31 protein-coding genes are annotated in these 25,280 nt (G+C 64.0%); 8 read left to right on the plus strand and 23 right to left on the minus strand.

All coding sequences use genetic code 11. The annotated features are described in order from the left end of the window. Window positions 1–68: 68 nt before the first annotated feature. Window positions 69–1,967: a potassium transporter Kup gene (locus tag HU772_RS18515; RefSeq protein ID WP_186662455.1), complete on the minus strand. Its 1,899-nt coding sequence runs from the start codon at window positions 1,965–1,967 to the stop codon at window positions 69–71. 235 nt (window positions 1,968–2,202) lie between these two features. Here HU772_RS18515 and rimO point away from each other — a divergent pair, with 235 nt between their 5' ends. From rimO to tsaA, 5 genes are all read left to right on the plus strand, one after another. Continuing rightward, window positions 2,203–3,534 (plus strand): 30S ribosomal protein S12 methylthiotransferase RimO, encoded by a 1,332-nt coding sequence (rimO, locus tag HU772_RS18520; RefSeq protein WP_186662454.1) that lies wholly within the window; start codon window positions 2,203–2,205, stop codon window positions 3,532–3,534. Between the two features lie 85 nt (window positions 3,535–3,619). Next, the gene (locus tag HU772_RS18525; protein WP_186662453.1) at window positions 3,620–4,078 is read left to right on the plus strand and encodes a GNAT family N-acetyltransferase; all 459 of its coding nucleotides are present in this window, start codon (window positions 3,620–3,622) and stop codon (window positions 4,076–4,078) included. Window positions 4,079–4,199: 121 nt separating this feature from the next. Next, the gene (locus HU772_RS18530; protein ID WP_186662452.1) at window positions 4,200–4,910 is read left to right on the plus strand and encodes an rRNA pseudouridine synthase; all 711 of its coding nucleotides are present in this window, start codon (window positions 4,200–4,202) and stop codon (window positions 4,908–4,910) included. 50 nt (window positions 4,911–4,960) lie between these two features. Then, on the plus strand, window positions 4,961–5,422 hold the full coding sequence (locus HU772_RS18535; protein WP_186662451.1) for a YehS family protein: 462 nt from the start codon (window positions 4,961–4,963) through the stop codon (window positions 5,420–5,422). Window positions 5,423–5,429: 7 nt separating this feature from the next. After that, entirely contained in the window at window positions 5,430–6,125 is a 696-nt protein-coding gene (tsaA, locus tag HU772_RS18540) for a tRNA (N6-threonylcarbamoyladenosine(37)-N6)-methyltransferase TrmO (protein ID WP_186662450.1), read from the plus strand. Window positions 6,126–6,451: 326 nt separating this feature from the next. Here the strand turns inward: tsaA and fpr are convergent, their stop codons facing one another. Continuing rightward, window positions 6,452–7,231 carry a ferredoxin-NADP reductase gene (gene fpr, locus HU772_RS18545; protein WP_186662449.1) on the minus strand — a complete coding sequence of 260 codons (780 nt, stop codon included), beginning with the start codon at window positions 7,229–7,231 and terminating at the stop codon, window positions 6,452–6,454. A 120-nt stretch (window positions 7,232–7,351) separates the two neighbouring features. On the opposite strand from fpr, the gene finR reads away from it, so the two are divergent. Continuing rightward, on the plus strand, window positions 7,352–8,278 hold the full coding sequence (gene finR / locus HU772_RS18550; protein ID WP_186662448.1) for a LysR family transcriptional regulator FinR: 927 nt from the start codon (window positions 7,352–7,354) through the stop codon (window positions 8,276–8,278). 3 nt (window positions 8,279–8,281) lie between these two features. Here finR and HU772_RS18555 read toward each other — a convergent pair whose 3' ends face one another. The 3 genes from HU772_RS18555 to HU772_RS18565 form a co-directional block, all read right to left on the minus strand. Then, the gene (locus HU772_RS18555; RefSeq protein WP_186662447.1) at window positions 8,282–8,647 is read right to left on the minus strand and encodes a diacylglycerol kinase; all 366 of its coding nucleotides are present in this window, start codon (window positions 8,645–8,647) and stop codon (window positions 8,282–8,284) included. 78 nt (window positions 8,648–8,725) lie between these two features. Further along, window positions 8,726–9,376 (minus strand): response regulator transcription factor ErdR, encoded by a 651-nt coding sequence (gene erdR, locus HU772_RS18560; RefSeq protein WP_186662446.1) that lies wholly within the window; start codon window positions 9,374–9,376, stop codon window positions 8,726–8,728. A gap of 248 nt (window positions 9,377–9,624) precedes the next feature. Further along, window positions 9,625–10,335, minus strand: a complete 711-nt coding sequence (locus tag HU772_RS18565; protein ID WP_186662445.1) for a tRNA-uridine aminocarboxypropyltransferase — start codon at window positions 10,333–10,335, stop codon at window positions 9,625–9,627. Between the two features lie 214 nt (window positions 10,336–10,549). Here HU772_RS18565 and HU772_RS18570 point away from each other — a divergent pair, with 214 nt between their 5' ends. Continuing rightward, a complete protein-coding gene (locus HU772_RS18570) occupies window positions 10,550–10,969 on the plus strand; it encodes a quorum-sensing-regulated virulence factor family protein (RefSeq protein WP_186662444.1) in 420 nt (139 codons plus the stop codon). 1 nt (window position 10,970) lies between these two features. Here the strand turns inward: HU772_RS18570 and HU772_RS18575 are convergent, their stop codons facing one another. Further along, window positions 10,971–11,177 carry a hypothetical protein gene (locus tag HU772_RS18575; protein WP_186662443.1) on the minus strand — a complete coding sequence of 69 codons (207 nt, stop codon included), beginning with the start codon at window positions 11,175–11,177 and terminating at the stop codon, window positions 10,971–10,973. 304 nt (window positions 11,178–11,481) lie between these two features. Between HU772_RS18575 and HU772_RS18580 the strand changes: the two genes are divergently transcribed. Next, the gene (locus HU772_RS18580) at window positions 11,482–12,600 is read left to right on the plus strand and encodes an LOG family protein (protein ID WP_186662442.1); all 1,119 of its coding nucleotides are present in this window, start codon (window positions 11,482–11,484) and stop codon (window positions 12,598–12,600) included. Between the two features lie 51 nt (window positions 12,601–12,651). Here HU772_RS18580 and recX read toward each other — a convergent pair whose 3' ends face one another. The 17 genes from recX to HU772_RS18665 all read right to left on the minus strand — a co-directional run bounded on the left by recX (window position 12,652) and on the right by HU772_RS18665 (window position 25,279). Beyond that, window positions 12,652–13,122, minus strand: a complete 471-nt coding sequence (recX, locus tag HU772_RS18585; protein ID WP_186662441.1) for a recombination regulator RecX — start codon at window positions 13,120–13,122, stop codon at window positions 12,652–12,654. Between the two features lie 8 nt (window positions 13,123–13,130). Further along, on the minus strand, window positions 13,131–14,198 hold the full coding sequence (gene recA, locus HU772_RS18590) for a recombinase RecA (RefSeq protein WP_186662440.1): 1,068 nt from the start codon (window positions 14,196–14,198) through the stop codon (window positions 13,131–13,133). A 103-nt stretch (window positions 14,199–14,301) separates the two neighbouring features. Beyond that, window positions 14,302–14,784 carry a CinA family protein gene (locus tag HU772_RS18595; protein ID WP_186662439.1) on the minus strand — a complete coding sequence of 161 codons (483 nt, stop codon included), beginning with the start codon at window positions 14,782–14,784 and terminating at the stop codon, window positions 14,302–14,304. Between the two features lie 59 nt (window positions 14,785–14,843). Beyond that, the gene (locus HU772_RS18600) at window positions 14,844–15,341 is read right to left on the minus strand and encodes a lysis system spanin subunit (protein WP_437182405.1); all 498 of its coding nucleotides are present in this window, start codon (window positions 15,339–15,341) and stop codon (window positions 14,844–14,846) included. Next, window positions 15,338–15,889, minus strand: a complete 552-nt coding sequence (locus HU772_RS18605) for a glycoside hydrolase family 19 protein (RefSeq protein ID WP_186662438.1) — start codon at window positions 15,887–15,889, stop codon at window positions 15,338–15,340. Before HU772_RS18605 ends, HU772_RS18600 begins: the two co-directional genes overlap by 4 nt. Then, on the minus strand, window positions 15,876–16,085 hold the full coding sequence (locus tag HU772_RS18610; RefSeq protein WP_186662437.1) for a Com family DNA-binding transcriptional regulator: 210 nt from the start codon (window positions 16,083–16,085) through the stop codon (window positions 15,876–15,878). The genes HU772_RS18605 and HU772_RS18610 overlap by 14 nt, the downstream gene beginning before the upstream one ends. 61 nt (window positions 16,086–16,146) lie before the next feature. Continuing rightward, window positions 16,147–16,737: a hypothetical protein gene (locus HU772_RS18615; protein ID WP_186662436.1), complete on the minus strand. Its 591-nt coding sequence runs from the start codon at window positions 16,735–16,737 to the stop codon at window positions 16,147–16,149. Further along, entirely contained in the window at window positions 16,737–17,222 is a 486-nt protein-coding gene (locus HU772_RS18620; RefSeq protein ID WP_186662435.1) for a hypothetical protein, read from the minus strand. The genes HU772_RS18615 and HU772_RS18620 overlap by 1 nt, the downstream gene beginning before the upstream one ends. A gap of 95 nt (window positions 17,223–17,317) precedes the next feature. Then, on the minus strand, window positions 17,318–18,352 hold the full coding sequence (locus HU772_RS18625) for a phage late control D family protein (RefSeq protein ID WP_186662434.1): 1,035 nt from the start codon (window positions 18,350–18,352) through the stop codon (window positions 17,318–17,320). 51 nt (window positions 18,353–18,403) lie between these two features. Further along, window positions 18,404–18,610, minus strand: a complete 207-nt coding sequence (locus tag HU772_RS18630) for a tail protein X (RefSeq protein WP_186662433.1) — start codon at window positions 18,608–18,610, stop codon at window positions 18,404–18,406. After that, on the minus strand, window positions 18,585–19,430 hold the full coding sequence (locus HU772_RS18635; RefSeq protein WP_186662432.1) for a phage tail protein: 846 nt from the start codon (window positions 19,428–19,430) through the stop codon (window positions 18,585–18,587). The genes HU772_RS18630 and HU772_RS18635 overlap by 26 nt, the downstream gene beginning before the upstream one ends. A gap of 9 nt (window positions 19,431–19,439) precedes the next feature. Further along, window positions 19,440–21,734 carry a hypothetical protein gene (locus tag HU772_RS18640; RefSeq protein ID WP_186662431.1) on the minus strand — a complete coding sequence of 765 codons (2,295 nt, stop codon included), beginning with the start codon at window positions 21,732–21,734 and terminating at the stop codon, window positions 19,440–19,442. 125 nt (window positions 21,735–21,859) lie between these two features. Next, window positions 21,860–22,162, minus strand: a complete 303-nt coding sequence (locus HU772_RS18645) for a phage tail assembly protein (RefSeq protein ID WP_186662430.1) — start codon at window positions 22,160–22,162, stop codon at window positions 21,860–21,862. A gap of 12 nt (window positions 22,163–22,174) precedes the next feature. Next, window positions 22,175–22,684, minus strand: a complete 510-nt coding sequence (locus HU772_RS18650; protein ID WP_134689495.1) for a phage major tail tube protein — start codon at window positions 22,682–22,684, stop codon at window positions 22,175–22,177. 13 nt (window positions 22,685–22,697) lie between these two features. Then, window positions 22,698–23,864 carry a phage tail sheath subtilisin-like domain-containing protein gene (locus tag HU772_RS18655; RefSeq protein ID WP_186662429.1) on the minus strand — a complete coding sequence of 389 codons (1,167 nt, stop codon included), beginning with the start codon at window positions 23,862–23,864 and terminating at the stop codon, window positions 22,698–22,700. Window positions 23,865–23,984: 120 nt separating this feature from the next. Next, window positions 23,985–24,869 carry a phage tail protein gene (locus HU772_RS18660; RefSeq protein ID WP_186662428.1) on the minus strand — a complete coding sequence of 295 codons (885 nt, stop codon included), beginning with the start codon at window positions 24,867–24,869 and terminating at the stop codon, window positions 23,985–23,987. Continuing rightward, window positions 24,866–25,279, minus strand: a complete 414-nt coding sequence (locus tag HU772_RS18665) for a phage tail assembly chaperone (protein ID WP_186662427.1) — start codon at window positions 25,277–25,279, stop codon at window positions 24,866–24,868. The genes HU772_RS18660 and HU772_RS18665 overlap by 4 nt, the downstream gene beginning before the upstream one ends. Window position 25,280: the final 1 nt, after the last annotated feature.

Below are 25,280 nucleotides of genomic sequence, written 5' to 3' on the forward strand. Positions count from 1 at the left end.
GCAAGCCCGCTCCCACAAGGCCATCTCTGGCTTCGTGGGAGCGGGCTTGCCCCGCGATGCTTTCATCCTCAGATCTCGACCTGGGTCCCCAGCTCGATCACCCGATTGAGCGGCAGGTTGAAAAACCGCAGGTTGCCGTTGGCATTCTTCAGCAGGAATGCGAACAGGTTGCCGCGCCAGCGTGACATCCCCTCCAGCCGCGACGCGATCACCGTCTCCCGGCTCAAGAAATACGTGGTCCGCATCGGGCTGAAGTCCAACCCGTCCAAGTGGCACAGCTTCAACGCCGCCGGCACATCCGGTTCGTCCATGAAGCCGAAGTGCAGCAGCACGCGGAAGAATCCGTCGCCATAGGCTTCCACCTCGAAGCGCTCATGCTCCGGCACCCGTGGCCGGTCTTCGCTGACCACCGTCAGCAACACCACCTGGCTGTGCAGCACCTGGTTGTGCAGCATATTGTGCAGCAGCGCATGGGGCACGGCGTCTGGCCGGGCGGTGAGGAACACCGCGGTGCCCTCGACCCGGTGCGGCGGCTGCACGCGGATGCTGCTGATGAACACCGGCAGCGGCAGCGCGCCCTCGTCGATGCGATCGACCAGGATCTGCTTGCCCCGCTTCCAGGTGCTCATCAGCACGAACAGCACGATCCCCGCCAAGACCGGAAAGGCGCCGCCCTGGACGATCTTCGGCACGTTGGCGGCGAAGAACAGCCCGTCGACCAGCAAGAAGCCCACCAGCAACGGCACCGCCAATACTGGCGGCCACTTCCACAACAGCAACATGACAGCCGAAACCAGAATCGTGGTCATCAGCATGGTGCCGGTCACCGCCACGCCATAGGCCGCCGCCAGGGCGCCAGACGACTCGAAACCGATCACCAGCAACACCACGCCGACCATCAGCGTCCAGTTCACCGCGCCGATGTAGATCTGCCCCTGCTCGTCGCTGGAGGTGTGCTGGATCTGCATGCGCGGCACATAGCCCAGCTGGATGGCCTGGCGGGTCAGGGAGAAGGCTCCCGAGATCACCGCCTGGGAGGCGATCACCGTGGCCATGGTGGCCAACCCCACCAGCGGCAGCAGCGCCCAGCTCGGCGCCAGCAGGTAGAACGGGTTGCGCGCGGCCTCCGGGTTCTGCAGCAGCATCGCCCCCTGGCCGAAGTAGTTGAGCACCAGCGCCGGCAGCACCAGGGCGAACCAGGCGCGGGCGATCGGCTTGCGGCCGAAGTGCCCCATGTCGGCGTACAGCGCCTCGGCGCCGGTCAGCGCCAGCACCACCGCGCCGAGGATCGCCACGCCCATGCCCGGGTGCACGATGAAGAAATTCAGCGCCCAGCCCGGGTTGAAGGCCTTGAGCACTTCCGGGCTCTGGGCGATGCCATGCACGCCCAAGGCCCCCAGCACCACGAACCAGGTGACCATGATCGGGCCGAACAACTTGCCGATCTTCTCGGTGCCATGCTTTTGCACCAGGAACAGCGCCACCAGCACCACCAGCGAAATCGGCACCACCCAGTGGTCGATGCCCTCGAACGCCAGGCCCATGCCCTCCACCGCCGACAGCACCGACACCGCCGGGGTGATCATGCTGTCGCCATAGAACAGCGAGGCGCCGACCAGGCCACAGCCGACCATCAACGCCCGCAGCTTCGGATGACTGGCCGTGGCCCGCCGTGCCAGCGCGGTCAGCGCCATGGTGCCGCCCTCGCCCTGGTTGTCGGCACGCAGGATGAACATCACGTACTTGAACGACACCACCCACAACAGCGACCAGAGGATCAGCGACAGGATGCCCAGCACCCCGTCATGGTTGACCGTTACCCCGTACCCGCCGGTGAAGACTTCCTTGAGGGTATACAACGGGCTGGTGCCGATATCGCCATAGACCACCCCGACAGCTGCCACCAACAGGCCCAACGACCGCGTTGCGCCCTGCCCGCCTTCGGCGTGACTGCTTGCCTGAACCATCGACCACTCCCGCAGAAGGCCTTCTAGACCGTTTGAATTGCCACCCGCGCCAGGGCATCCCCGATGCCCCCGCGCAACGGCGCGAAGCATAGCGCAGCGTTCGTCGCATTTCTGCTGGTAAAGCGACCTTGTGCTCGCTAGAATTGCGCACTTTTTGATCAGAGGCGCCCAAAGCGCCCTCCAGGAGCGCCCCCGTCAACGGCCGGGCGACCTGTCTTCAATACCGAGGTTAGCCATGTCCACCACTCCCGCCACTCCCAAGGTAGGCTTTGTCAGTCTGGGTTGCCCAAAGGCCCTGGTCGATTCCGAGCGCATCCTCACCCAGCTGCGCATGGAAGGCTATGAAGTCGTGCCCACCTACGAGGACGCCGACGTGGTGGTGGTCAACACCTGCGGCTTCATCGACAGCGCCAAGGCCGAGTCGCTGGAGGTGATCGGCGAGGCGATCAAGGAGAACGGCAAGGTCATCGTCACCGGCTGCATGGGTGTCGAGGAAGGCAATATCCGCGACGTGCACCCCAGCGTGCTGTCGGTCAGCGGCCCACAGCAGTACGAGCAGGTGGTCAACGCCGTGCACGAGGTGGTGCCACCGCGTCAGGACCACAACCCGCTGATCGACCTGGTGCCGCCGCAGGGCGTCAAGCTGACCCCGCGCCACTACGCCTACCTGAAGATTTCCGAAGGCTGCAACCACAGCTGCAGCTTCTGCATCATCCCGTCGATGCGCGGCAAGCTGGTCAGCCGCCCGGTCGGCGAAGTGCTGAGCGAGGCCGAGCGCCTGGTCAAGGCCGGCGTCAAGGAGATCCTGGTGATTTCCCAGGACACCAGCGCCTATGGCGTCGACGTCAAGTACAAGACCGACTTCTGGAACGGCCGCCCGGTCAAGACCCGCATGCTCGAGCTGTGCGAGGCCCTGAGCAGCCTGGGTGCCTGGGTGCGCCTGCACTATGTGTACCCGTATCCGAACGTCGACGACGTGATCCCGCTGATGGCCGCCGGCAAGATCCTGCCTTACCTGGACATTCCGTTCCAGCACGCCAGCCCCAAGGTGCTCAAGTCGATGAAGCGCCCGGCCTTCGAAGACCGCACCCTGGCGCGCATCAAGAACTGGCGCGAGCAATGCCCTGAACTGGTGATCCGCTCGACCTTCATCGTCGGCTTCCCGGGCGAGACCGAAGAGGACTTCCAGTACCTGCTCGACTGGCTGACCGAAGCCCAGCTCGACCGCGTTGGCTGCTTCCAGTACTCGCCGGTCGAAGGCGCCCCGGCCAACGACTTGGGCCTGGAAGAAGTACCGGATGACGTCAAGCAGGCGCGCTGGGACCGCTTCATGGCCCACCAGCAGGCGATCAGCGCCGCACGCCTGCAACAGCGCATCGGCAAGGAGATCGAAGTGCTCATCGACGAGGTCGAGGAACAAGGTTCGGTCGGCCGCAGCTTCTTCGACGCGCCAGAGATCGACGGCAGCGTGTTCATCGACGGCAACCATGGCTTCAAGCCGGGCGACAAAGTGCGTTGCCGGGTGGTCGATGCCGACGAGTACGATATGTGGGCCGAGCCCATCTGAACGATAACCGTCTGAAAATACCCCGCCCACTGGCGGGGTATTTTTTTGCATCTATGTTTTCCTCATTGGCCTCGAGGACCCATGGATGCCAGCCACTCTCACGCTGCAAACCCCGCACCTGAGCGACTACCCCGAGCTGGTGCGGGTCTGGGAAGCCTCGGTGCGCGCCACCCACGACTTCCTCCCCGACGCCTATATCCTGCTGCTGCGCGAACGCGTGCTGGAACGTTACCTGGATGCGGTGATGCTGGTCTGCTGCAAGGACCACAAACGACGCATCCTCGGCTTTGCCGGGGTCGCCAATGGCCGGGTCGACATGCTCTTCGTCGCCCCGCACGCCCGTGGCCAGGGCGTTGGCAAGCGCCTGCTGCGCCATGCGGTGGCCGAGCTCAACGCCGAGCGCCTGGATGTCAACGAACAGAACCCGCAGGCTCTGGGCTTCTACCTGCATGAAGGCTTCGAGGTGTGCGGACGTTCAGAAACAGACGGCCTCGGGCAGCCATACCCCCTACTGCACATGCGGCTGATTCGCACAGGATCCTAAGATCTCGGCCAACGACGCCATTACCGCGTTCCGAAATGGTGGTAATGACATCGATTTGCAGCCGCAAGCCTGCCGGGGCAGGTACAATGACGGTTTTCCCTGCCGCGTGAAACCATTGTCCATGTCCGACCCCATTCGCCTGTCCAAACGCCTCATCGAACAGCTGGGCTGCTCCCGCCGAGAGGCCGAACTGTATATCGAAGGTGGCTGGGTCACCGTCGATGGCGTGGTGGTCGAGCAGCCGCAGTTCAAGGTCGCCGAGCAACGCGTCGAGCTGTTGCCCGGCGCCCGCGCCGAGGCGCTCGAGCCGGTCACCCTGCTGCTTCACCAGCAGGCCGGCCAGGCGCTGAATACCGCGCAGGCGAGCATGACCCTCGCCAGCCTCAGCGAAGCCCACCGCGAAGGCGTGCGCGCCTTGCACGGGCACTTCGCCCGGCAGGCCTGCGTCGCCCCACTGCTGCCCGGCGCCAGCGGCCTGCAGCTGTTCACCCAGGACTGGCGGGTGACCCGCAAGCTCGACGCCGACCTGCGCCGCATGGAACAGGAATACATCGTCCAGGTCAGCGGCGAAGCCAAGCCGGGCGCGCTAGAGCGCCTGGCCCGCGGCGTCGAACGCAAGGGCGTCGAGCTGCCCAAGGCCAAGGCCAGCTGGCAGAACGAGCAGCACCTGCGCATGGTCCTGAAAAACCCGCAGCCTGGGGTCATCGAGCAACTGTGCGAGACCGCCGGCCTCAAGGTGCTGGGCATGCGCCGCATCCGCCTGGGTGGCGTGTCGATGGGCAAGCTGGCGCAGGGTCAATGGCGCTACCTGGCCGCCACCGAACGTTTCTAGCCTCACCGCCGCGCCACGACCGGCGCGGCACCTGAACAGGATTCGCTGCAATGAACCACAACGATGTACTGCGCAGCCTGCGCTACATGCTCAAGGCCAACGACCTGAAAATGGCCGAGATCATCAAGCTCTCGGGCCTGGAGGTTTCCGCCGAGGCCATCGCCGGCTACGTCAAGAAGGAAGAAGAACCTGGCTTCGTGCGCTGCCCGGAACAGGTCATGGCGCATTTCCTCGATGGCCTGGTGATTCACCGCCGTGGCCGTGACGATAGCCGCCCGCCGCAACCGATCGAGGTACCGGTCACCAACAACACCATCCTCAAGAAGCTGCGCGTAGCCTTCGAGCTCAAGGAAGACGACCTGCACGCGGTGCTCAAGGCGGCCAACTTCCCGGTCTCCAAGCCTGAGCTGAGCGCGCTGTTCCGCAAGGTCGGCCACGACAACTACCGCCCGTGCGGCGACCAGTTGCTGCGCAACTTCCTCAAGGGGCTCACCCTGCGCGTGCGCGGTTGAGGCAGTGATGCAGCATACGGTCTCGCCAGTCGGTATCCTGCGCTCCTGTTTCAAGGAGAAATTCGCCATCCCGCGCCAACCGCAGCTGGCACCGGCCGCCCGCGGCGTGCTGGAGCTGCTGCCGCCCTTTGACCAGGGCGATGCCGTTGCAGGACTGGAACAGGTCAGCCATGTCTGGTTGCTGTTCCTGTTCCATCAGGCACTGGAAGACAAGCCACGGCTCAAGGTGCGCCCTCCGCGCCTGGGCGGCAACAAGAGCATGGGCGTGTTCGCCACCCGGGCGACCCACCGCCCCAATGGCATCGGCCAGTCGGTGGTGCGCCTGGAGGGCGTCGAGCCGGGGCGTTTGCTGCTGTCGGGGATCGACCTGCTGGACGGTACGCCGGTGCTGGATATCAAGCCTTATGTGCCGTATGCGGACAGCATTGCCGGCGCGAGCAACCTGATGGCCAATGATGCACCAGAGGCGATTGCCGTCGACTGGAGCGAAAGCGCCCTGCCCCAAGCCCGCGACCATGCACTGCGCCTGGCTCAACCACTGGTGGAGCTGATCGAGCAGTGCCTTGCGCAGGACCCGCGGCCGGCCTACCAGGTACCGCCTGCGGAGCGGCTCTACGGGGTGAAGTTTTGGGATGTGCAGGTCAGGTGGCACTACCCGCAACCGGATCGAATCCGGGTGCTGGAAGTGGTGCGGGAAAGCTGAAGCTGTTTCGGCCTCTTCGCGGGTAAACCCGCTCCCACAGGCTCCACAAAACACTGTGGGAGCAACTGTCTTGCTCAACCGCTAAAGCTAGCGCGATCCCTGTGGGAGCGGGCTTGCCCCGCGAACACCGGCGCAGCCGGTGCCAGGCACCGCGTCGCTTGCATCTCGGGTAAGCCCGCGCCCACAGGTGTAGTGCATGGCCTAAAGCCTGCGCGGTCGCTGTGGGAGCGGGTTTACCCGCGAAGAGGCCAGCACTGGCAACCTCGATCTTGCAGGCATAAAAAAACGCAGACCCAGGTCTGCGTTTTTCATCAGCGCGACTCGCCTTACTTCTCGACGAACGCACGCTCGATCAGGTAGTCGCCCGGTTCGCGCATGCGCGGGGAGATCTTCAGGCCGAAGCTGTCCAGCACTTCGCTGGTTTCGTCGAGCATGCTCGGGCTGCCGCAGATCATCGCGCGGTCATCCTGCGGATTGATCGGCGGCAGGCCGATGTCGCTGAACAACTTGCCGCTGCGCATCAAGTCGGTCAAACGCCCCTGGTTCTCGAACGGCTCGCGGGTCACGGTCGGGTAGTAGATCAGCTTGTCGCGCACGGCATCACCGAAGAACTCGTTCTGCGGCAGGTGCTCGGTGATGAACTCGCGGTAGGCGACTTCATTCACGTAGCGCACGCCGTGGACCAGGATGACTTTCTCGAAACGCTCGTAGGTTTCCGGGTCCTGGATCACGCTCATGAACGGCGCAAGGCCGGTGCCGGTGCTCAGCAGGTACAGGTGCTTGCCCGGGTTCAGGTCGTCGAGCACCAGGGTGCCGGTAGGCTTCTTGCTGATGATGATCTCATCGCCTTCCTTCAGGTGCTGCAGCTGCGAGGTCAGCGGGCCATCCGGCACCTTGATGCTGAAGAACTCCAGGTGCTCTTCCCAGTTCGGCGAAGCGATGGAGTAGGCGCGCATGAGCGGACGGCCATTGTCCTGCTGCAGGCCGATCATCACGAACTGACCGTTCTCGAAGCGCAGGCCCGGGTCGCGGGTGCACTTGAAGCTGAACAGGGTGTCGTTCCAGTGGTGCACACTGAGGACACGTTCGTGGTTCATGTTGCTCATCGATGGGGCTCCTGAAGAAAAACGCGGCGCGCGCAAGACGCGCAGTTGCGCGATAGTTTAGGGGCAGCGACAATATCTGTTAACTGAATTATCAAGATATGTGTTATCGGTTATATAGATATGCGATTCACACTTCGCCAGCTCCAGGTCTTCGTCGCCGTCGCCCAGCACCAGAGCGTGTCCCGGGCCGCTGGCGTGCTGGCCTTGTCGCAGTCGGCCGCCAGCACCTCGATCACCGAACTGGAGCGCCAGTCCAGCTGCCAGCTGTTCGATCGCGCCGGCAAGCGCCTGAGCCTCAACGCCCTTGGCCATCAATTGTTGCCGCAGGCCGTCGCCCTGCTCGACCAGGCCAAGGAAATCGAAGACCTGCTCAACGGCAAGTCCGGCTTCGGCTCGCTGGCCGTCGGCGCCACCCTGACCATCGGCAACTACCTGGCCACCTTGCTGATCGGCAGCTTCATGCAGATCCACCCGGAAAGCCAAGTGAAGCTGCATGTGCAAAACACCGCGCATATCGTGCAACAAGTCGCCCACTACGAAATTGACCTGGGTCTAATCGAAGGCGACTGCAACCACCCCGACCTGGAAGTGCAGCCCTGGGTGGAGGACGAACTGGTGGTGTTCTGCGCGCCGCAACATCCGCTGGCCAAGGCCGGCCAAGCCGATATCGAGCAACTGGCCCATGAAGCGTGGATCCTGCGCGAACAAGGTTCGGGGACGCGCCTGACCTTCGACCAGGCCATGCGCCATCATCGCGCCAACCTGAACATTCGCCTGGAGCTGGAGCACACCGAGGCAATCAAGCGCGCCGTGGAATCGGGCCTGGGCATTGGCTGCATCTCGCGCCTGGCCCTGCGCGACGCCTTCCGTCGCGGCAGCCTGGTGCCGGTGGAAACCCCCGCCCTGGACCTGGCGCGGCAGTTCTACTTCATCTGGCACAAGCAGAAATACCAGACCTCGGCCATGCGCGAGTTTCTCGAACTGTGCCGCAGCTTCACCGCTGGCGTGCGCCGCAGCGACGAGATCGTCCTGCCGCCGATCGCCTGAACATCAGCCGAGCAGGATCACACCCCAGACCAACGCCACCATGCTCATCGCCACCAGTTGTGCGGCGCTGCCCATGTCCTTGGCGTTCTTGGACAACGGGTGGCGGTCCAGGGAAATGCGGTCGATGGCCGCCTCCACCGCCGAGTTGAGCAGTTCGACGATCAACCCGAGCAAACACACGGCGATCAGGATCGCCCGCTCGCCACGGCTGACCGGCAACCAGAAGGCGATCGGGATCAGCAGCACATTGAGCAGCACCAGTTGGCGGAAGGCCGCCTCGCCCTTGAAGGCGGTGCGCAGGCCGTCGAACGAGTAGCCCGCGGCATTGACGATACGTTTGAGGCCGGTCTGGCCTTTGAATGGCGACATACGTGTCAGTCACTTCACCGGAAAAAAGGCCAGCAGGCTAGTCCAGCCGGAGTCAAAAAAGCGTGAAGCCACGCCCAATCAGGTGGTCGAAACCGATTCAAGTTGTTGCAACAGCAACGCCGCCTGGGTCCGCGTACGCACGCCCAGCTTGCGGAAGATGGCCGTCACGTGAGCCTTGATGGTGGCTTCCGAGACATTCAGCTCATAGGCGATCTGCTTGTTCAGCAAACCTTCACAGACCATGGTCAGTACCCGGAACTGTTGCGGGGTGAGGCTGGCCAGGCCTTCGCTGGCAGCCTTGGCTTCGGCCGAGACGTCGACTTTCTCGAACGCCTGGGGCGGCCACCAGACATCGCCGTCGAGCACGTTGCGCACCGCTTCCTGGATCTTGCTCAGTTCGCTGGACTTGGGAATGAAACCGCTGGCGCCAAATTCGCGGGACTTCACCACGACCGCTGCCTCTTCCTGGGCCGAAACCATCACCACAGGGATCTGCGGGTACTGCCCGCGCAACAGGACCAGGCCAGAGAAACCATAGGCGCCAGGCATGTTCAGGTCCAGCAGGACTAGGTCCCAGTCAGCTTTCTCGGTCAGGCTGGTTTCCAGTTCGGCGATGCTCGCCACTTCCACCAGGCGCACATCCGGGCCCAGGCCGAGGGTAACGGCCTGGCGCAGGGCGCTGCGAAACAACGGGTGGTCGTCGGCAATCAGGATTTCGTATGTGGCCATCGATCTAAGGATCCTGTTCTGTGCCGGGCGCTTGGGATACGGGTGCGCCTGGCAGGCAACTCATGGCGCGTACGGCAGGGCCGCCGGCCGGGATGGCACGGCGAAGTCCGGGGTAACAGCAGCTTCGTCGTGCCTGAAGCGGCGCCAAGGATGCCGAGCACGGACCGGGTGGTCAAGCCGGTCGACTCCGCCCACCCTGGCTGCCAGCCCCGACAGTATGAACCAAACCGCCGGGCCTGCCCCTTGGACTATAGGAAGGTATGCAAACGCTGGTGGACCTCATCCTGGTCGTCCAGCGGCAAGCGTCGCTTGCCACTGAGGTAGTGCAGGCTGAATACATCCAGGTAGGCGTCCAGGGCCTGGGAAGCCTGGTTGTCGCCGGCCAGGTCCAGGCACATGGCGGCCACCTCGGCGGTGCAGAAGTGGTCGTCGCGCTTGGAGCGGCGTAGGCGATAGCGCGACATCTGCTCGGCCTGCAGGCTCAATACCGGAAAACGGTCCAGGTACGGGCTCTTGCGGAACATCTTGCGCGCTTCGGTCCAGGTCGCGTCGAGCAGGATGAACAGCGGGCGCTTGCCCGGCTCACGCGTCACCTCGCTGACCACCCGCTCCTGGGTAACGAACTCACCAGGGAAGACGATGAAGGGCTGCCACTGCGGGTCGTCGAGCAGCGCCAGTAGACGCTCGTCCACAGAAGTGCGCAGCCAGCCGAAGGCCGAGGTGTCCTCGATCAGGTCGGCGATCAGCCAGCCGGTGTTGGTCGGCTTCAATGGCTCGGTGTCGTGCATCAGCAGGCATACGCCGGCCTCGGCCTCGACCTTGGGTTTCCAGGCGCACAGGCAATGCGTGGCGATCACCCGGCAATCCGGGCAGCGCTCGGCACGCGAGCCACGGGCGACGAAGGGTTTGATGCTGCGCGCCAGGCGCTCGGCGCGCAGGCGCGCTACCGCGTGGCTCATGACAGCTGGCCTTGGCAGGAAAGTGGGAGGGGCACGGCGACGACTCGATGAAAACAAAGCGCCCAGTCTACCAGAGCGCACGTCATTTGCCGTGCAGCCAACGGTGCCGCTCCTTTATAATCACGGGCTCTGGCGGCCTGGAAACCCTGCGGTTTCATGGAACGCCGCCCGCCGGCGCTGGTCAAAGCGCCTGTCATCGAACCAGGAGAGATTCATGCTGCGTCTTATCGTCCCGACCCTGAGCCTGCTGCTCGCCCTGCCCCTGGCCGCCCAGGCCGCGTCCAAGCAGGAGTACGAGCTGACCCAGATGCTGCAGAAGGTCGCCAAGGAAAGCAGCGTCGGCACCCCACGGGCCATCAACGAAGACATCCTCGACCAGGGCTACACCGTCGAAGGCAAGGCCCTGATCAACCACCTGAGCGTACGCCAGGAACATGCCGCGCGCATGCAGGCCAACCCTGCGCAGGTGCGCAGCCAGCTGGGTGACAGCGTATGCCGCAACAACGGTTATCGCCAGCTCATGTCCAAGGGCGCCGTGATGGTCTACCGCTTCAGCGTCTACAAGACCAACCAGCCGGTCATGGACCAGGCCTTCGACGCCGCCAGCTGCGTGGCCGGCAACAAGAAGAAGTGATTCAGGCCAGCTCGCCGCGGTCACTGGCGCGCCGTTGCTCATCATCGGCGCGCAGTTCGGCAAGCAAGGCCTGCAGGTAGCACGAATGTGCCTCGGCCCCCTGCAAGCGGCGCAGGCACTCCCCCTCCAGGCTCAGGTAATGAGCCTTCGCCTCGTACTCGAGCAACTGCAACAGTTGCCCATCCACCTCGATCACCAGCCGGTGCATACCGCCACCTCGCCGCATCGCCTTACTGCCCCCCAGTTAACCAAAGCCTTGCCATCCCCGGTTTCCGTCTGACCGGCGGTAACGCGCACCTGTGGCGGCACGAACTCACGCCAGCGTCTAGATTGATAACGAGTACCCATAACAACGACAACGCGATGGAATTGCCACTGCAACATGGCCTTGAAGGCCTACTGCAACGCTCGGGGGGCACACTCGAGCCACAGCAGCCAGCGACACACGCAGTGTCGCGGCCGGGACCCGCCATCGACCCGGTCAGAGGTTTTGCTGCAGAAGGAGACGTTGAATGCCTTATCAATCGAACGAGCTGTTGTTCAACCACTTCCGCGACCACGGCATCGACCTGATGCCTATCGAGCAACAACTGCAACTGGTCGCACCGAACAGCCCGAACCTGCCGCTGTACCGCGACATGCTGCTGACAGTCCTGCGCATGGCCCATGACGACCGTAACCGCTGGAATGCCAAGATCACCCTGCAGGCCCTGCGCGAGCTGGACCATTCGTTCCGCACCCTCGAACACTACAAGGGCCGACGCAAGGTCACGGTATTCGGCTCGGCGCGCACGCCCCTGGAGCACCCGATGTATGCCCTGGCCCGCGAGCTTGGCGCCACCCTGGCGCGCTCGGACCTGATGGTCATCACCGGGGCGGGCGGCGGCATCATGGCCGCGGCCCACGAGGGCGCGGGTACCGACCACAGCCTGGGCTTCAACATCACCCTGCCCTTTGAACAGCACGCCAACGCCACGGTAGACGGCACCGATAAACTGCTGCCGTTCCACTTCTTCTTCATTCGCAAACTGTTCTTTGTCAAGGAAGCCGACGCGCTGGTGCTCTGCCCCGGCGGCTTCGGCACCCTCGACGAGGCGCTGGAGGTGCTGACGCTGATCCAGACCGGCAAGAGCCCCCTGGTGCCGGTAGTGCTGCTTGACTCCCCCGGCGGCAGCTTCTGGCGCGACGCGCTGGGCTTCATCAGTCGCCAGCTCGAGGAAAACCGCTACATCTTGCCAAGCGACCTCAAACTGGTGCGCCTGGTGCACAGCGCCGATGAAGCGGTCGAGGAAATCAACCAGTTCTACAGCAACTACCACTCCAGCCGCTGGCTGAAGAACCAGTTCGTGATCCGCATGCACCATCCGCTCAGCGAGGCAGCCTTGCATGATGTGGAGGAAGGTTTTGCCGACTTGCGCCTGAGCGGCAGGTACCACCAGCAAGCCGACAGCGGTGCCGAGCACGAGGAAGGCGACTTCAGCCGTCTCACCCGCCTGACCTTCGCCTTCAATGGTCGAGACCAGGGGCGCCTGCGGGAATTGGTGGACTTCATCAACCTGCCGGAAAACTGGGCCAAGCCGCAGCCGATGCACACCACCCAGCACGCCAGGGATGCCCTGCGGGCAAGCTGAACGCAAAAAGGCCTGTAGGGCTGGCGCTTTTCGCGCCAGCCCTACAGGCCTTTAGTAATCATCGAGATCGCGACCGCTAAGCAGACGTCCGATCATGTCCATCGGGAAGCCACGGTAAGCGAGAAACCGCGTTTGCTGTGCCCGGCTACGCGGGTCTTGAGGTCGCTGCCCGGCGAACTTGCGCTGCCACACATCCCGCAGTTGCGTCGCCCAGTCCACTTCGCTGTCGCGCAAGGCCTGGTCGATATCGCCACGGATCAAGCCACGCTGGCCAAGCTCCTCGCGAATGCGCGCGGGACCATAGCCCGCGTTGGAGCGGTAGCGGATAAAGCTTTCCAGGTAACGGGCCTCACTGAGTAGCCCCTCTTCGGCAAGCCGATCGAGCGCAGGCTCGATCAGCTCATCCGGCGCGCCGCGCTGACGCAGCTTGCGCGTCAGCTCGACGCGACCATGCTCGCGGCGTGCGAGCAGGTCCATGGCTGTCCGCCGAACGGCGACGGGGGTGTCGAGTACGACGGACATGGTGCCAATCAATAACCGGCGTCGGCGTCAGCCAGGTCGTCGGCATCGGCTTCAGCGGCAGCCGCCTTGGCCGCAGCAGCAACAGCACCCGAGGTCAGCAGCTTATCGCGGATCTGCTTCTCGATTTCGGCGCCGATGGCCGGATTCTCTTGCAGGTACTTGGCGGCGTTGGCCTTGCCCTGGCCGATCTTGTTGCCCTGGTAGCTGTACCAGGCACCGGATTTTTCCACCAGGCCCTGGGAAACACCCAGGTCGATGATTTCGCCGTTGCGGTAGATACCCTTGCCGTAGAGGATCTGGAATTCGGCCTGGCGGAATGGCGGCGAGACCTTGTTCTTGACGATCTTGACGCGGGTTTCGCTACCGACCACTTCGTCGCCTTCCTTGACCGCGCCGGTACGACGGATGTCCAGGCGCACCGAGGCGTAGAACTTCAGGGCGTTACCGCCGGTGGTGGTTTCCGGGCTGCCGAACATCACGCCGATCTTCATACGGATCTGGTTGATGAAGATGACCAGGCAGTTGGCGTTCTTGATGTTACCGGTAATCTTGCGCAGCGCCTGGGACATCAGGCGGGCCTGCAGGCCGACGTGCATGTCGCCCATCTCGCCTTCGATCTCGGCCTTGGGCACCAGGGCGGCCACGGAGTCGACGATGATCACGTCGACGGCGTTGGAACGCACCAGCATGTCGGTGATTTCCAGGGCCTGTTCGCCGGTGTCCGGCTGCGAGACCAGCAGGTCGTCGACGTTGACGCCCAGTTTGCCGGCGTATTCGGGATCAAGGGCGTGCTCGGCGTCGACGAAGGCGCAGGTGGCGCCGTTCTTCTGGGCTTCGGCGATGACCGAGAGGGTCAGCGTGGTCTTACCCGAGGACTCCGGGCCATAGATCTCGACGATACGGCCCTTCGGCAGGCCGCCAATGCCCAGGGCGATGTCCAGGCCCAGGGAACCGGTGGAGATGGCGGGAATGGCCTGGCGCTCGTGGTCGCCCATGCGCATGACCGCGCCCTTGCCGAATTGGCGTTCGATTTGACCCAGGGCCGCAGCCAAGGCGCGCTTCTTGTTGTCGTCCATTGAAATCCTCACGTGATCGACGGGGCCCTGGGGCCGGAACAACTGTATAAGTAGCCAGTATTATTCCACAGGGATTCGTTTCCGCAAACCCCCGCTGGACGATTTACTCGGCACCAAGCTGTAACAAGCCGTCTAGCGCGGCGATCACCGTCTGTCGGCGCACCGCTTCGCGGTCGCCGTCGAAGTGCCGGCGCTCGCTGCTCACGTGCTCGCCGTCGGCCCAGGCCAGCCACACCGTGCCCACCGGTTTGGCGGCTGAGCCGCCATCCGGCCCGGCCACCCCGCTCACCGCCACGGCGAAGCGCGCCCCGCTGGCGGCCCGGGCACCGCGGACCATGGCCTCGACCACCTCCTGGCTGACCGCTCCGACCTGGCCGAACAAGGCCTCGGGCACCCCGAGCTGGCGGGTCTTCTGGGCATTGGAATAGGTGACATAGCCGGCCTCGAACCAGGCCGAACTGCCGGGAATACGGGTGATGGCCTCGGCGATGCCGCCGCCAGTGCAGGACTCGGCGGTGCTCACCTGGGCGTTGAAGCGCCGCAGGTGTTCGCCCAGGCGGGTGGCAAGAACAGTGATCGGGTCCATGGCGAGCTCCTGGCAAGACAGCGCCCTACCCTACCACTCCCGCGCGCCCTGGCAAGCGCTCAGCGAGCCAGGCCACGCACGTAGTCCTGGCAGGCCCGCAACGCAATCAATCCCCGGTCGCCGTCGTCGGTGATGCTGATAATTCGTCGAGCATGCGCCAGGTCAAGTCGGGCGCGTACGGCGCCATGATCCACGCCGCCGGTGCCGGCGGCGGCAGGCACTGCGGCGCAACTGGCGTCGCGCTCGACCAGGACCGACAGGCGCAGATCGGCAGTAGCAAGGCGATCACGCAAGCGTGCTTGAGTGTGCTGGGCATCGTTGAGCTCCTGGTAATGTTTCGATTCACTGTCGCGCAGGCGCTGCTCAAGGCCCTGGCGCTGCTCGCGCTCGGCGAGCAGCAGGCTGTACTGGGCCTCGGCCTGGTCGAGCCGCTGCTGCACCAGCGCCTGTTCCTGGTCCGCCAGTTGCTTGCCGTAACGCCAAGCCTGGACCTGCCATGCGGCGGTGGCACACAGCGCCATCAGCAGCAAGCTCAGCGCTACCTGCAAACGGCTCAACACAACACCTCTCGCGCCCTCGCCCACAGCTCCAGGCGTTCGCTCAGGCCATTGAGACCACCATTGATATGCCGGGTGATGCGATTGAACTCGCCCTGGTCGGCCAGGGCATTGAGCCCGCGCGAATGCCAGAACCAGGCCGCCGACTCGCAGGCCCAGCGCGGCTGTTCGAGCATCTGCGGCTGCGCCAGCAGGCGTTCGTCGCCGAACAGCGCACGGCTGCAGGCCTGGTAGTTGTTGCGCCCGGTCACCTGGATAAGGCCTCGGCCGCAATACAGCTGACCGTCGCCATCGGCCTGCGGCGTGTTGCCCAGACGCAGCGCCAGGCTGCCGGTGTCGTAGCGGGCCAGGTACTGGTCGTTGCCCAGCTCCTTGACGTAGCGCAGTTGGCCAGACTCATGGCCCACCTGGGCCAGGAAGGCGGCGATGCGCTTGGGATGGTCGATTTCCCAGTTGGCCATTGCCGTGTTCAGCGCTGGCAGGAAAGTCGCGGCGCGTTGGCCGGCGAGTGGATAGATCTGGCGAAGCTGCTGTTCAGTGAGCGGCATCGATACATTCTCCATGGCTGTCTGATCGAAGGGCGGCGCAGGCCGCCGGTGGCTCGCTCATAGGCGATGGCTCGAAGCGCGTGGCTTTCACATGATTCATGGTGCGGCAACGGCCGCACTTGATCTGGAGCTCGGAAACCGGGGTGATGCGGGCCAGTAGCTTGTGGCACTGGCCGCAGCGTAAGTCGATGAACATGAAGATCGTCCTGGTGGTGAAGCCGCCTGGAACTCCCGGCATGCGGAAAAATGAACGCGATTCAGCGCTGGAGCAGCACATGACGATCGCCCCAGGCGGACCACAGCATCAGGCACGCACCCACCAGCCCCAGGAACACGCCGAACCCGATCATGAAATCCGAGTGCCGGTTGTGCCAGTTGACGACCTTCCAATAGAGCCGCTCGTCAAAAAGGACCTTTCCATCCAATGTGGCCACCTCGCGAACCATGCTGTGCTCAGCCCCTACTTCGACCGTCAGCATCACCTTCTTCGCGATGCGCAAGCCTGCGCCCTCATAGCCCTCGCGGTAGCTGAAAACCTCCTGATGACGAACGCCGTCTTGCAAGCGATATGACACATCGAATTGCACGACAGGCCTTCCGTCCAATTTCCAGGTGTCCGGGTAACCACTGACCCACCCCTCGATCTCGTGCAAATGCTCGACATCGGTAGGCACATAGACCATGCGATCGCAGGAATACAACAACGCCACGGCCAGGCCACAGAGGGTAAACACCAGAAGTTCCAGCAAGCGCCGCCGGGGTGTACTTGCAGGTCGCTCAGCGCAAAATGAGGTGTTGGGGACCACGGGGCGTTTCTCCTCTTCAGACAAGACAAGGGTGATCGTCATCAGTGATAACGATCCCGGCCAAAATATGTCTGTCGTGGGTTCACCCACTCAATCGGGCCAATATCCACCCGGGGGTAGGAAATTTCCCGACATGGCGCATGGGGATAGATCACCGCGGGGCCACTGCCATACGCGCCCTGACCTGAAGCACCGCCTCCGGGTAGAGACACAGCGCCCGAATTGACTCCGGTGCTGTCAGGGGTAGGCTCAGTGCCATCGCCAAGCGCAATGATGCGCGCCCAGCATTCGGCAAGAACGCCCCAGTACGGACGGGCACGCAATTCTGCCTCGCAATCCTCGCCTTCATCGCGCCGGGTCCCGGCAATGAAACTGTGCCAGCAAGGGCGTTCGAGAGGGCCGTAGGATTGCGACCAGCCGTATTGCCAAATTGCCCCACTCAGCAACTCGCCAAGCTGGCGTTGCTCGTCGGCACTGATCGCGTTGTCGATCACGCAAATATCACGGTAAGCGAGTACTGCAGACATCGTTGCTGCCCTCCATCGTCGGGCTCGTCGATTGAGCGACGACTATAGAAGTGGCGTTCACCGACAGGCACCGGGAAACGCTCTCCCGGCCCTCCTCAGGCCTTGCGCAACCCCGTGCGACGCGGCGCCCCGCCCTTGGCCCGGGCCTTGCCCTGGCGACCGCCGTTGCATTGCACGGTGGTGCGCCAGCCACTGCTGGTGAACACCTGTTCCACCGAATCGACCAGGTAGGTGCCATCCAGCCCGGGGAGAAAACCGCTCATCTCGATACTGCGCTCGGCAAACAGGTCGGTGCGGCCTGGCAGGTCCAGGCGCACGCTGGCGGTATCGCGGTTGAAGCTGGCCAGGCGTGCCCGGGCGGCTTGCTCGGCAGCGGCGCGGTTGGGGTACAGGTGGCGGTCTGTGTACACCGGCTGCAGGCCGTCCGGGGCGTCACCGTTGGCCAGCTCCACCGTTTGCAGGTGGCCGCTGGCGCTGTCCTGGTGACGGGTCCTGACGGCTTTGTGGGTGCTCTTGTCGGCCAGGCGGAACTGCCATTGGCTGACGTCGCCACGGGCGATGCTCACCACGCCCAGGGGCTTGCCACTGGCGCTCTGCCCGCCCTGGCGTGGCAGTACCAGCAGTTGGCCGTTGGCGAGCTTGGCGGTGCAATCGTGCAGGCGCGCCAGGCGGGTGATGAAGTTGAAGTCCGATTCGCTGTACTGGTCGACCCGCGGGATCTGCACGGTCACCGGGCACACCGCCTGCCAGCCGTTGCGGGCGGCGATCTCGGCGACGATGCGTTGCAGTGTCACCTGCTCCCAGCTGCCGCTGCGGATGGTCTTGCCACTGCCGCGCAGGTCGCTGGCCTTGCCGCGGATCACCAGCGTATCCGGGGGGCCGGACAGCTCCACCTCATCCACGGTGTAACGACCCAGGCGGTTCAGGGGTTGGCCGGCGTAGCCCAGATACACCTCGAGCGCCGCCCCGCGGGCGGGTAACGCCACGCTGCCATCGCGGGCATCGATGCGCAGTTCGAACTCATCCGCTTCCAAGCCAGGTTTATCGGTAGTGCGCAGCAACAGCAGGCGGTCGTTGAGCAGTGTGGTGATGTCATGGCCGTCCGCGGTGATGCGGAATTGGGGTTGCATGGTTGGGGCTCCGCGGTATTGAAGTGACAAGAACGACGTGGCGGCGAACGATCAATCCCACAGTTGCAGGCTGGTGCTTGCCGCCACCAGCAGTTCCGGCAGCAGGATCCGTACTCCGGCGCGAAACGGCTGGGCCTCGTCCGCCAGGCCCTGGTTGGCGTCCAGCACCGCTTCCGGCGTACCGCCAAGGTGGCCGTAGTAATGCTGGCAGAGGGTGTCGAGCAGGTCGCCCTCAGACGTTGTGCAGATCCTGGCCATAGCTGACGAACTCCAGTGAGAAACCTTGTTTGCGTGGGATGCCACCGGCCAGCAGGACGCTTTGCTCTTCCTCGATGCTGGTCAGGCACCAGGTGCCGAGCACCTCGCCGTATCCGGTGGTCAACGACAACGGCAGCAGCTGCCGACCGATGCTGCGCAGGGTCTGCAGTTGTCCAAGACCGCCTTTGAAACCGGGGAAGATCGCACCCCGCAAGGTGATGCTTTCCTCGCCCAGGCTGACCGCCTGCTGAGCGTTGTCACGGCTCAGGCGTTCCTGCCCGGCCCAGCGAAAACGCGTCTGCCGGCGCAACTGGTCGAAGGCGGCGGTGTCGAGGTTGAAGTAGTAAGGCGAAGCACCGGCCTTGAGCGGTTGCATCACCAGCAGATGGGGAAACGGCTTGACCGCTTCGGGCGCGGGCGTCGCCTCGGGCGCGAAGCCCAGGGTCGACAGCACGCCATTGACCGTCGAGCGCACCTCCCCCACTACCCGGCGGATCGCCGCACCGGCCTTGGTCACGTGCCCGGCAAAGGCGTCGATGCGCTCACGCACCTGGCGCACCACGCCAAGCGCCTGGTCGTATTTCGCGACCACCTTGGCGACCCGGGCCTGGGCCGTGGCGATTGCCCGCATCGTGCGTTGCAGTTTGGCGCCAATGATCGGGCCGACCACGGGCAGGCCCTCCAGCTCGGCCACCGCGCCCTGCACGTGGCCGATCGCCTCGTTCATCGGATCGAGCATGGCGTCGGCACGCCGACGCCCTGCCTCGCCCGCCTTGACCAGGGCGTGCAGCGTGGCTTGCAGCTGCTCCAGATAGGTCATGGATGCTCCTTAAAGTGCGATGTGTGGGGTGTCGGCCAACTGCACCGAGCGGGCCTGGCGCATCAGTTCCTCCAGTTGGCGACGGGCAATGGCCTCCAGCTGTTGCAGCACCGAAGGGTCATCGAGGCTGTTGCTGAACGTGACCGGCATGTTGGCGGTGAAGGTGAATTGCTGGTTGATTGGCGGGGGCGGGACCGCTGGCGTTGCCGTCGCTACCGATGGTGCGGGTAGCGGCGGCTGTGCTGCGGGGCTATCCATTGCCCGCACCGTTTCACCCAGGCCTGGCTTGGCGGCGGGCTCTTCCTTGCCCGAACCCAGCGCCTTGCCCAGCCAGCCACCGATACTTTCACCACCCATGCTGCCCAGCACGCCACCGATCAGGCCGCCAATCGCGGTGCCGATCACCGGTACCACCGAACCGATGGCCGCACCTGCCGCAGCACCGGCCAAGCCGCCTCCCAGGCCACCGACGGCGGTACCATAACCCTCGAGTTTCTGCTCAGGGGTGGCATCGCTGTTGTAGGTCTCGGCAAGTTGCAGGCCGGTGTCGAGCAAGGCGGCACCCGGGATGCGCCTGAACACCCGCCTTGCCACCGAGGCGCCGGCGTTGCCAGCCCCTGCCCTGCCCACCAGACCCGTGAACGCAGTACCGGCGAGCCCGACCGCGCTGATCGGCGATGCAGTGGCTGGCGGGCTGTCCGGGACAGCTTCCTGGGCCTCGAAGAAGGCCGCCTCATCCTCCGCTTCGTCGACCTCTTCTTCCTCCTCCTCTTCCTCCGGCTCCTCGGCATCGTCACTCGCTTTCGGCATGCGAGCGACAGCGGCAGGTGCCTTGGCTTTGTCGGCAGGAGCATCGTTGGCGGCGGGCTTGTCGGAGAACAAGCCATGAAGCGTCTTGCCAGCCAGGCCGCCGAGACCTTCACCGATCATTTCGCCAATCTCGCCGCCGTACTTCTGGATCTGCTTGTTCTTGGTCAGGCCGCCGAGCAGTTCCGCCCCAAGACTCCCCAGTACGCTCCCGAAAGCGGCGCCCACCGCCTCGGCCTGGTCCTCGCTCTTGTCCTTGAGCATGGCCAGGCCAAGCTTGGTCGCGCCCTTGGCGGCGGCCTTGCCACCATTCTCCCTAATGCCGTTGGTGATCTCGTTGCGCCGCTCGGGAGACTGTCCTTGATAGCTGCGCGCGCCCCAGGCGGCAAACGCGGTACCACCCAGCGCGCCTGCCGCGATCAATCCGCCCTTCATGATCTCCCGAGCGCCATTGGCGGGCCCCTCGGGGGGACGTTCTTGAACCGCAGCAACGCTCTCGGGTGCGGCGCTTCGGGCCTCTCCAGGCGGCGTGACGGCATCCTCGGGCACCTCGGCAGAACGTTGCGCTGAAGCGTCAGCCGCAGCCTTGTCCTTGCCTGAAGCGTCGTTGGCGGCGGGTGCATCGGAGAACCAGCCGAAGACTGTCTTGCCGATCAGCCCACCGACGCCTTCACCGATCATTTCGCCGATTTCGCCACCGTACTGCTGGATCTGCTTGTTCTTGGTCAGGCCGCCCAGGAGCTCCGCTCCCAAGTTGCCGAGTACACCTCCAAGAGCTGCGCCTGCAGCCTCGGCCTTGTCCTCGCCCTTGTCCTTGAGCATGGCCAAGCCAAGCTTGGTGACGCCCTTGGCGGCAGCCTTGCCACCGTTCTCCTTCAGTCCCTTGGTGATCTCACTTTGTCTTTCGGGCGTTCGGCTTTGATAATACGAACGGGCTCCCCAGGCAGTGCCAGCGGCTACAGCGACAGTACCGGCACCGACCGCTCCAGCCTTGAGCACCGCCAAACCAGCATTCGCCGACTCCAGAGGCACACGCCCCTGCTCCACACTGCGCGCCTCGGGCGGATCACCCCGGGCTGGTCGTGGTGCGGGGCTCGTTCCCTCCAGCAAAGCCGCCTTGCGCTGCTCCAACGTGGGGACTGGTGATTCCTTGGCAGCGGCCGTACTCGAGGCCACCACCCTCGCACGCAGTTCCAACGGCTTGCGCCCAAGGGACAGGTACAACCTGCGCAAGCGCTCGACCTCGTTCCCCTCAAGGCGCAATCGATCGATCTGTGCCTCATGGGCACCTGCCTGGTCGTTATCCAGCTGCCTTTCGGCCTGGCCCACCTTGTCCAGCTCGAGCCCCAGGCGGATGACCTCGCCGATCAACCGCCCGAGCCGGGTCCCGTCCGCTTGCCTGCGCAGGCGCTCGACCTGGCCCCGCAAGCTGTCGACGGACCTGCCCAATGCCTGGTCGCTGGTGACGCCTAGGGTGAACACCTGTGTGTTCGCCATGGCTTGCTCCTTGTCACTCCGTCAGCCACCAGACCATGTCGCTGTACGACATGGTCATGATTTCGCTGGCGGAAAAGTTCAGCTCCTTGGCCAGCCGCCTGGCGGCGGCCTTCTGCCGGGCAGGGTCAAACCTCGTCGTCCTGCACCAGGCGAAAATAGCCGTTCTGCAGGCGGCTGTAGTCCTTCAGGGCCAGGCCCTCGAGGTCCTTGACGCCGACTTCGGCGAGCGAGGCGAACAGGTTCAGTTCGCGCTGTTCGTCATCGCCCGCGCCTCCGGCCTGGGCGTTGCGGATGTCACGCACGGTCGGTGCGCGCAAAGACAGGCTATCGACTTGCACGCCGTTGGCCTCGCTGGGGCGCGACAGGCGTACGGTCACGCACTCGGCGTCGACGGTCAGCCATTGTGGCAGTTTCTTCGCTTGAGCCATCGAGCGTTCTCCTTAAAGACCCAGTGCCGCACGCTGGCTGGCCAGTTGGTCGACACCGTCGATCACCCGTTTCATGCCCAGGGCATCGATTTCGTAGACCAGTCGGCCATCGACTTCGAGCTTGTAGTAGGTGACGGCGACGCTGTGCTTGATCTCGGCCTTGTCGCCGGATTTCCAGTCACCCATGTCGACTTCCTTGAGCGCGCCACGCAGGGTGACGATCACCGGATTGATCTTGCCCTTGAGGCCCTTGAAGGCGCCGCGGAAGGTGCCGTTGAAGCCGGTGCCGTCGGCCAGGCCGAAGAATTTCAGCGACTCGCGGCGCACGCCGGTGGTGGTGAAGGCGGCTTCCTGCTTCTCCATGCCCTGGTCCAGCTCGACTGGCATGTCCATGCCACCGGGGCGGTACTCCTCGGTCTTCAGGGTGAGCTTGGGCAGGGTCAGGCTGGGCACGTCGCCCTGGAAGCTGACGCCGTCGACGAACAGGTTCAGGTTGGCCAGTGTTTCGGGAATCATTGCCATGTAAATGCGCTCCTTAAGCGGCGGAATCGAGGACTTCGGTCAGCCACTGGTTGGTGACTTCGACGCGGAAATTGGGGTTTTCGGCAGGCGGCACATCGGTGAAGCGGATGTTCCAGTACACCTTGCCCTGCTCGAGCTGGCTGGCGGTGTTCAACTCGGGGTCGGCGAACACCTCGAAATTGATGATCGCGCCCTGGTTCTTCAGGTCGCGCATGAAGGCCTGCAGGCCCTCGGTGACGTCCTTGACATAGGTGGCGGTGATCGAGCGGTCGACCGCCCACTTGTGGCCGTAGAGGATCGCGTCCATGACGATGTCCATGGTCCGCACGCGGGTGACGAAGGCCCATTTCGGGTCGCTCGACAGGGTGCGGTTGCCCCACAGGCGGAAGCCGTCGTCGCGGATGATGGTGGCGATGTTGGCATTGTTCAGCAGGTTGGCGCGGCAGGTGTCGTCGCCGTCGAGGAACTCAACGGCACGGGTGGTACCGGTAATGCCGACGAACTCCTTGTTCGAAGGCGAAGCCCAGAAGCCGTACTCGCGGTCGGTGAAGGCGAACAGGCCGGCGACCCAGGCCGAACCCGGCGCGTCGACAGTGGCCTCTTCGGCGTTGTCCCAGTAGCGCACGCCCGGATCGACCAGGAAGGCGCGCTTGGCACCGAAGTTCTTGGCGTAGGCGATGGCCGCTTCATCGGTGGTGTTGGGGCCGTCGATGATGGCGATGGCGCGCAGCTTGTCGGCCAGGGCCACTAGGGCGGTGCCGACGGCTTGGGTGGCACTGTGCTTGGGGCTGACCAGCAGGCGTGGCTGGGCGTTGAAACGGCTCTTGCCGTCGAGCAGCGCCTGCAGGCCAGTACGTTTACCGTCGGCCAGCACGTTGCCGATGATCGCCGAGGTCTGCTCGGCGGCGTCTTCGAGCTTGGCCACGCCGCAGGCGACGATGACCGCCTTGGCGCGGCTGTAAATGGCGCGGCAGGCCTTGGTGATCGCCGCGTCCTGGCCGAACGCCGCGACCGCTTCGCGCTCGCTGGTGATCAGTACCAGGTCATTGGCCTTAGCGGTGACGCCCGGGCCTTCGGTGAAGGTGTCGACCAGGCCGATGATCGAGGAGGATGGCAGTGCGATGCTGCGGGCGCCGGTGTCGACGTTGGTCACGGTGACGCCGTGGAAGAATCCACTCATGTAGGTTTACTCCAGGTTCAGATATGAAAAAGCCCCGCGGGTGCGGGGCCTGGAAGGGCTTGACTCAGATAGAGAGCTGCCCTGAGTAGGCAGGTGTCTATCGATTGATACGAAGCCTGTTCAGATCAGTTTGATACGGCTTGGATAGGCTATGTTGCGAGGTCTTACGGCGCCAAAGTAAACACTGTTCGCCGCAATCGATTGTGTAGTGACGGAAGCCGTCGTCGTCGACACCGCTACGGTTTCGTTTGTATCAGCGACATCGAAGAACTTGGGTTTCATGTTTTGCATTCGCCGGAATGACGAAACTGCATCGACGATCTCACCATGCACCAGCGAAGCAGACTGGTACGAACCAGGTGTTCGTGTCGGATCCACTGCGCGCCCCTCGTCAAGCGAGCGCATGAACTCACCGCGCAGCTCGGGGATACGGAAAGTGCTGGCCCCGTCACCACGGGTCCACCCACCTTCCATCCCGGCCCTCTGAGCATCGTTTACCAGCATTCCGGACTGCTGGGCGTGGTCCCAGAGCCATGGCCAGTCGCTTCGACTCAACAATCTGGCATTGGGAATATCCCAACCACCCGGACTCAACGCTGTCGATGTTTCGAAAACCATGCGCCCCAGCGAGGTATTGTCCAGCCGGTCCAGCAGCAACCAACTTCCCGCGCCATCACTGCGTAGATGCCAGAAGTCGCCGCCACCCAACACCATGCAGAACGGATAGCCTTCAGGACGCAGGTGGGTATGGAACTTGATCCTCTCCCCGTCGGCGGCGTACACCAACAAGCGGTTTGCTGTGTTGTCCAGACGTTGAATACGCACGTCCATCGGTTTGCTCGACTGCGGCAAGGTGATCTTCACCTGGCCCGCCGAAGCGTCAGCCAGAAGAAATCCGGCCTCGTGCGCGGCGAGGACCGTGTTGCCACGGATGACCTTGTTGTTGATGCCCTGTACCAAGAGCATGCTGCTTTCGATCGAGGCCAGTACGTCGCTGCGGCTCATACAGGCCTCCCTTGCAGTTCAAGGAAGGCTGGTGCCATCGGGCGGTGGCTGGCATCAGGGTAATCGGAGGACTGTGGCCAATCACGCAAGCTCTGCAGATACATCATCAGAGATTTGTATTGTTCACCAGTCAGCGTAGGGTCGATACCAATTTCAACCTGGTCACGATGCCGATCTCGCACCCGAACCGCACTGGCTAACATACTGTCGCGCCACGCCCGTTCGTCAGCAGCACTGGCCGGCGGCTCCACTAGCACGAAGGTGTCACCTTCCTTTACCACCAGCAGGCCAGCCAAACGCCCCTCAAACAACCGCCGGTACTCTGCCTGGCTGATTTCAACCGCATCGTCTGGCCGATCCCCGCCAAGCTTGCCGTCGAAGAATGCCTGTTTTTCAATAGAGATATGCATG

It is taken from the genome of Pseudomonas xantholysinigenes, from assembly GCF_014268885.2.
Classification (GTDB): Bacteria; Pseudomonadota; Gammaproteobacteria; order Pseudomonadales; family Pseudomonadaceae; genus Aquipseudomonas; species Aquipseudomonas xantholysinigenes.

Coding starts and splice junctions, on each gene's coding strand:
- HU772_RS18665 (WP_186662427.1), bottom strand. CDS start 25,279: ATGCATATCTCTATTGAAAAACAGGCATTCTTCGACGGCAAGCTTGGC.
- HU772_RS18515 (WP_186662455.1), bottom strand. CDS start 1,967: ATGGTTCAGGCAAGCAGTCACGCCGAAGGCGGGCAGGGCGCAACGCGG.
- tsaA (WP_186662450.1), top strand. CDS start 5,430: ATGCAGCATACGGTCTCGCCAGTCGGTATCCTGCGCTCCTGTTTCAAG.
- HU772_RS18565 (WP_186662445.1), bottom strand. CDS start 10,335: ATGAGCCACGCGGTAGCGCGCCTGCGCGCCGAGCGCCTGGCGCGCAGC.
- HU772_RS18595 (WP_186662439.1), bottom strand. CDS start 14,784: ATGGACCCGATCACTGTTCTTGCCACCCGCCTGGGCGAACACCTGCGG.
- HU772_RS18655 (WP_186662429.1), bottom strand. CDS start 23,864: ATGAGTGGATTCTTCCACGGCGTCACCGTGACCAACGTCGACACCGGC.
- erdR (WP_186662446.1), bottom strand. CDS start 9,376: ATGGCCACATACGAAATCCTGATTGCCGACGACCACCCGTTGTTTCGC.
- HU772_RS18650 (WP_134689495.1), bottom strand. CDS start 22,684: ATGGCAATGATTCCCGAAACACTGGCCAACCTGAACCTGTTCGTCGAC.
- HU772_RS18620 (WP_186662435.1), bottom strand. CDS start 17,222: ATGTCTGCAGTACTCGCTTACCGTGATATTTGCGTGATCGACAACGCG.
- fpr (WP_186662449.1), bottom strand. CDS start 7,231: ATGAGCAACATGAACCACGAACGTGTCCTCAGTGTGCACCACTGGAAC.
- HU772_RS18530 (WP_186662452.1), top strand. CDS start 4,200: ATGTCCGACCCCATTCGCCTGTCCAAACGCCTCATCGAACAGCTGGGC.
- HU772_RS18525 (WP_186662453.1), top strand. CDS start 3,620: ATGCCAGCCACTCTCACGCTGCAAACCCCGCACCTGAGCGACTACCCC.
- HU772_RS18605 (WP_186662438.1), bottom strand. CDS start 15,889: ATGCCGCTCACTGAACAGCAGCTTCGCCAGATCTATCCACTCGCCGGC.
- HU772_RS18640 (WP_186662431.1), bottom strand. CDS start 21,734: ATGGCGAACACACAGGTGTTCACCCTAGGCGTCACCAGCGACCAGGCA.
- HU772_RS18615 (WP_186662436.1), bottom strand. CDS start 16,737: ATGACGATCACCCTTGTCTTGTCTGAAGAGGAGAAACGCCCCGTGGTC.
- HU772_RS18635 (WP_186662432.1), bottom strand. CDS start 19,430: ATGACCTATCTGGAGCAGCTGCAAGCCACGCTGCACGCCCTGGTCAAG.
- HU772_RS18580 (WP_186662442.1), top strand. CDS start 11,482: ATGCCTTATCAATCGAACGAGCTGTTGTTCAACCACTTCCGCGACCAC.
- HU772_RS18630 (WP_186662433.1), bottom strand. CDS start 18,610: ATGGCCAGGATCTGCACAACGTCTGAGGGCGACCTGCTCGACACCCTC.
- HU772_RS18570 (WP_186662444.1), top strand. CDS start 10,550: ATGCTGCGTCTTATCGTCCCGACCCTGAGCCTGCTGCTCGCCCTGCCC.
- rimO (WP_186662454.1), top strand. CDS start 2,203: ATGTCCACCACTCCCGCCACTCCCAAGGTAGGCTTTGTCAGTCTGGGT.
- recX (WP_186662441.1), bottom strand. CDS start 13,122: ATGTCCGTCGTACTCGACACCCCCGTCGCCGTTCGGCGGACAGCCATG.
- HU772_RS18575 (WP_186662443.1), bottom strand. CDS start 11,177: ATGCACCGGCTGGTGATCGAGGTGGATGGGCAACTGTTGCAGTTGCTC.
- finR (WP_186662448.1), top strand. CDS start 7,352: ATGCGATTCACACTTCGCCAGCTCCAGGTCTTCGTCGCCGTCGCCCAG.
- HU772_RS18610 (WP_186662437.1), bottom strand. CDS start 16,085: ATGTTCATCGACTTACGCTGCGGCCAGTGCCACAAGCTACTGGCCCGC.
- HU772_RS18660 (WP_186662428.1), bottom strand. CDS start 24,869: ATGAGCCGCAGCGACGTACTGGCCTCGATCGAAAGCAGCATGCTCTTG.
- HU772_RS18535 (WP_186662451.1), top strand. CDS start 4,961: ATGAACCACAACGATGTACTGCGCAGCCTGCGCTACATGCTCAAGGCC.
- HU772_RS18625 (WP_186662434.1), bottom strand. CDS start 18,352: ATGCAACCCCAATTCCGCATCACCGCGGACGGCCATGACATCACCACA.
- recA (WP_186662440.1), bottom strand. CDS start 14,198: ATGGACGACAACAAGAAGCGCGCCTTGGCTGCGGCCCTGGGTCAAATC.
- HU772_RS18555 (WP_186662447.1), bottom strand. CDS start 8,647: ATGTCGCCATTCAAAGGCCAGACCGGCCTCAAACGTATCGTCAATGCC.
- HU772_RS18645 (WP_186662430.1), bottom strand. CDS start 22,162: ATGGCTCAAGCGAAGAAACTGCCACAATGGCTGACCGTCGACGCCGAG.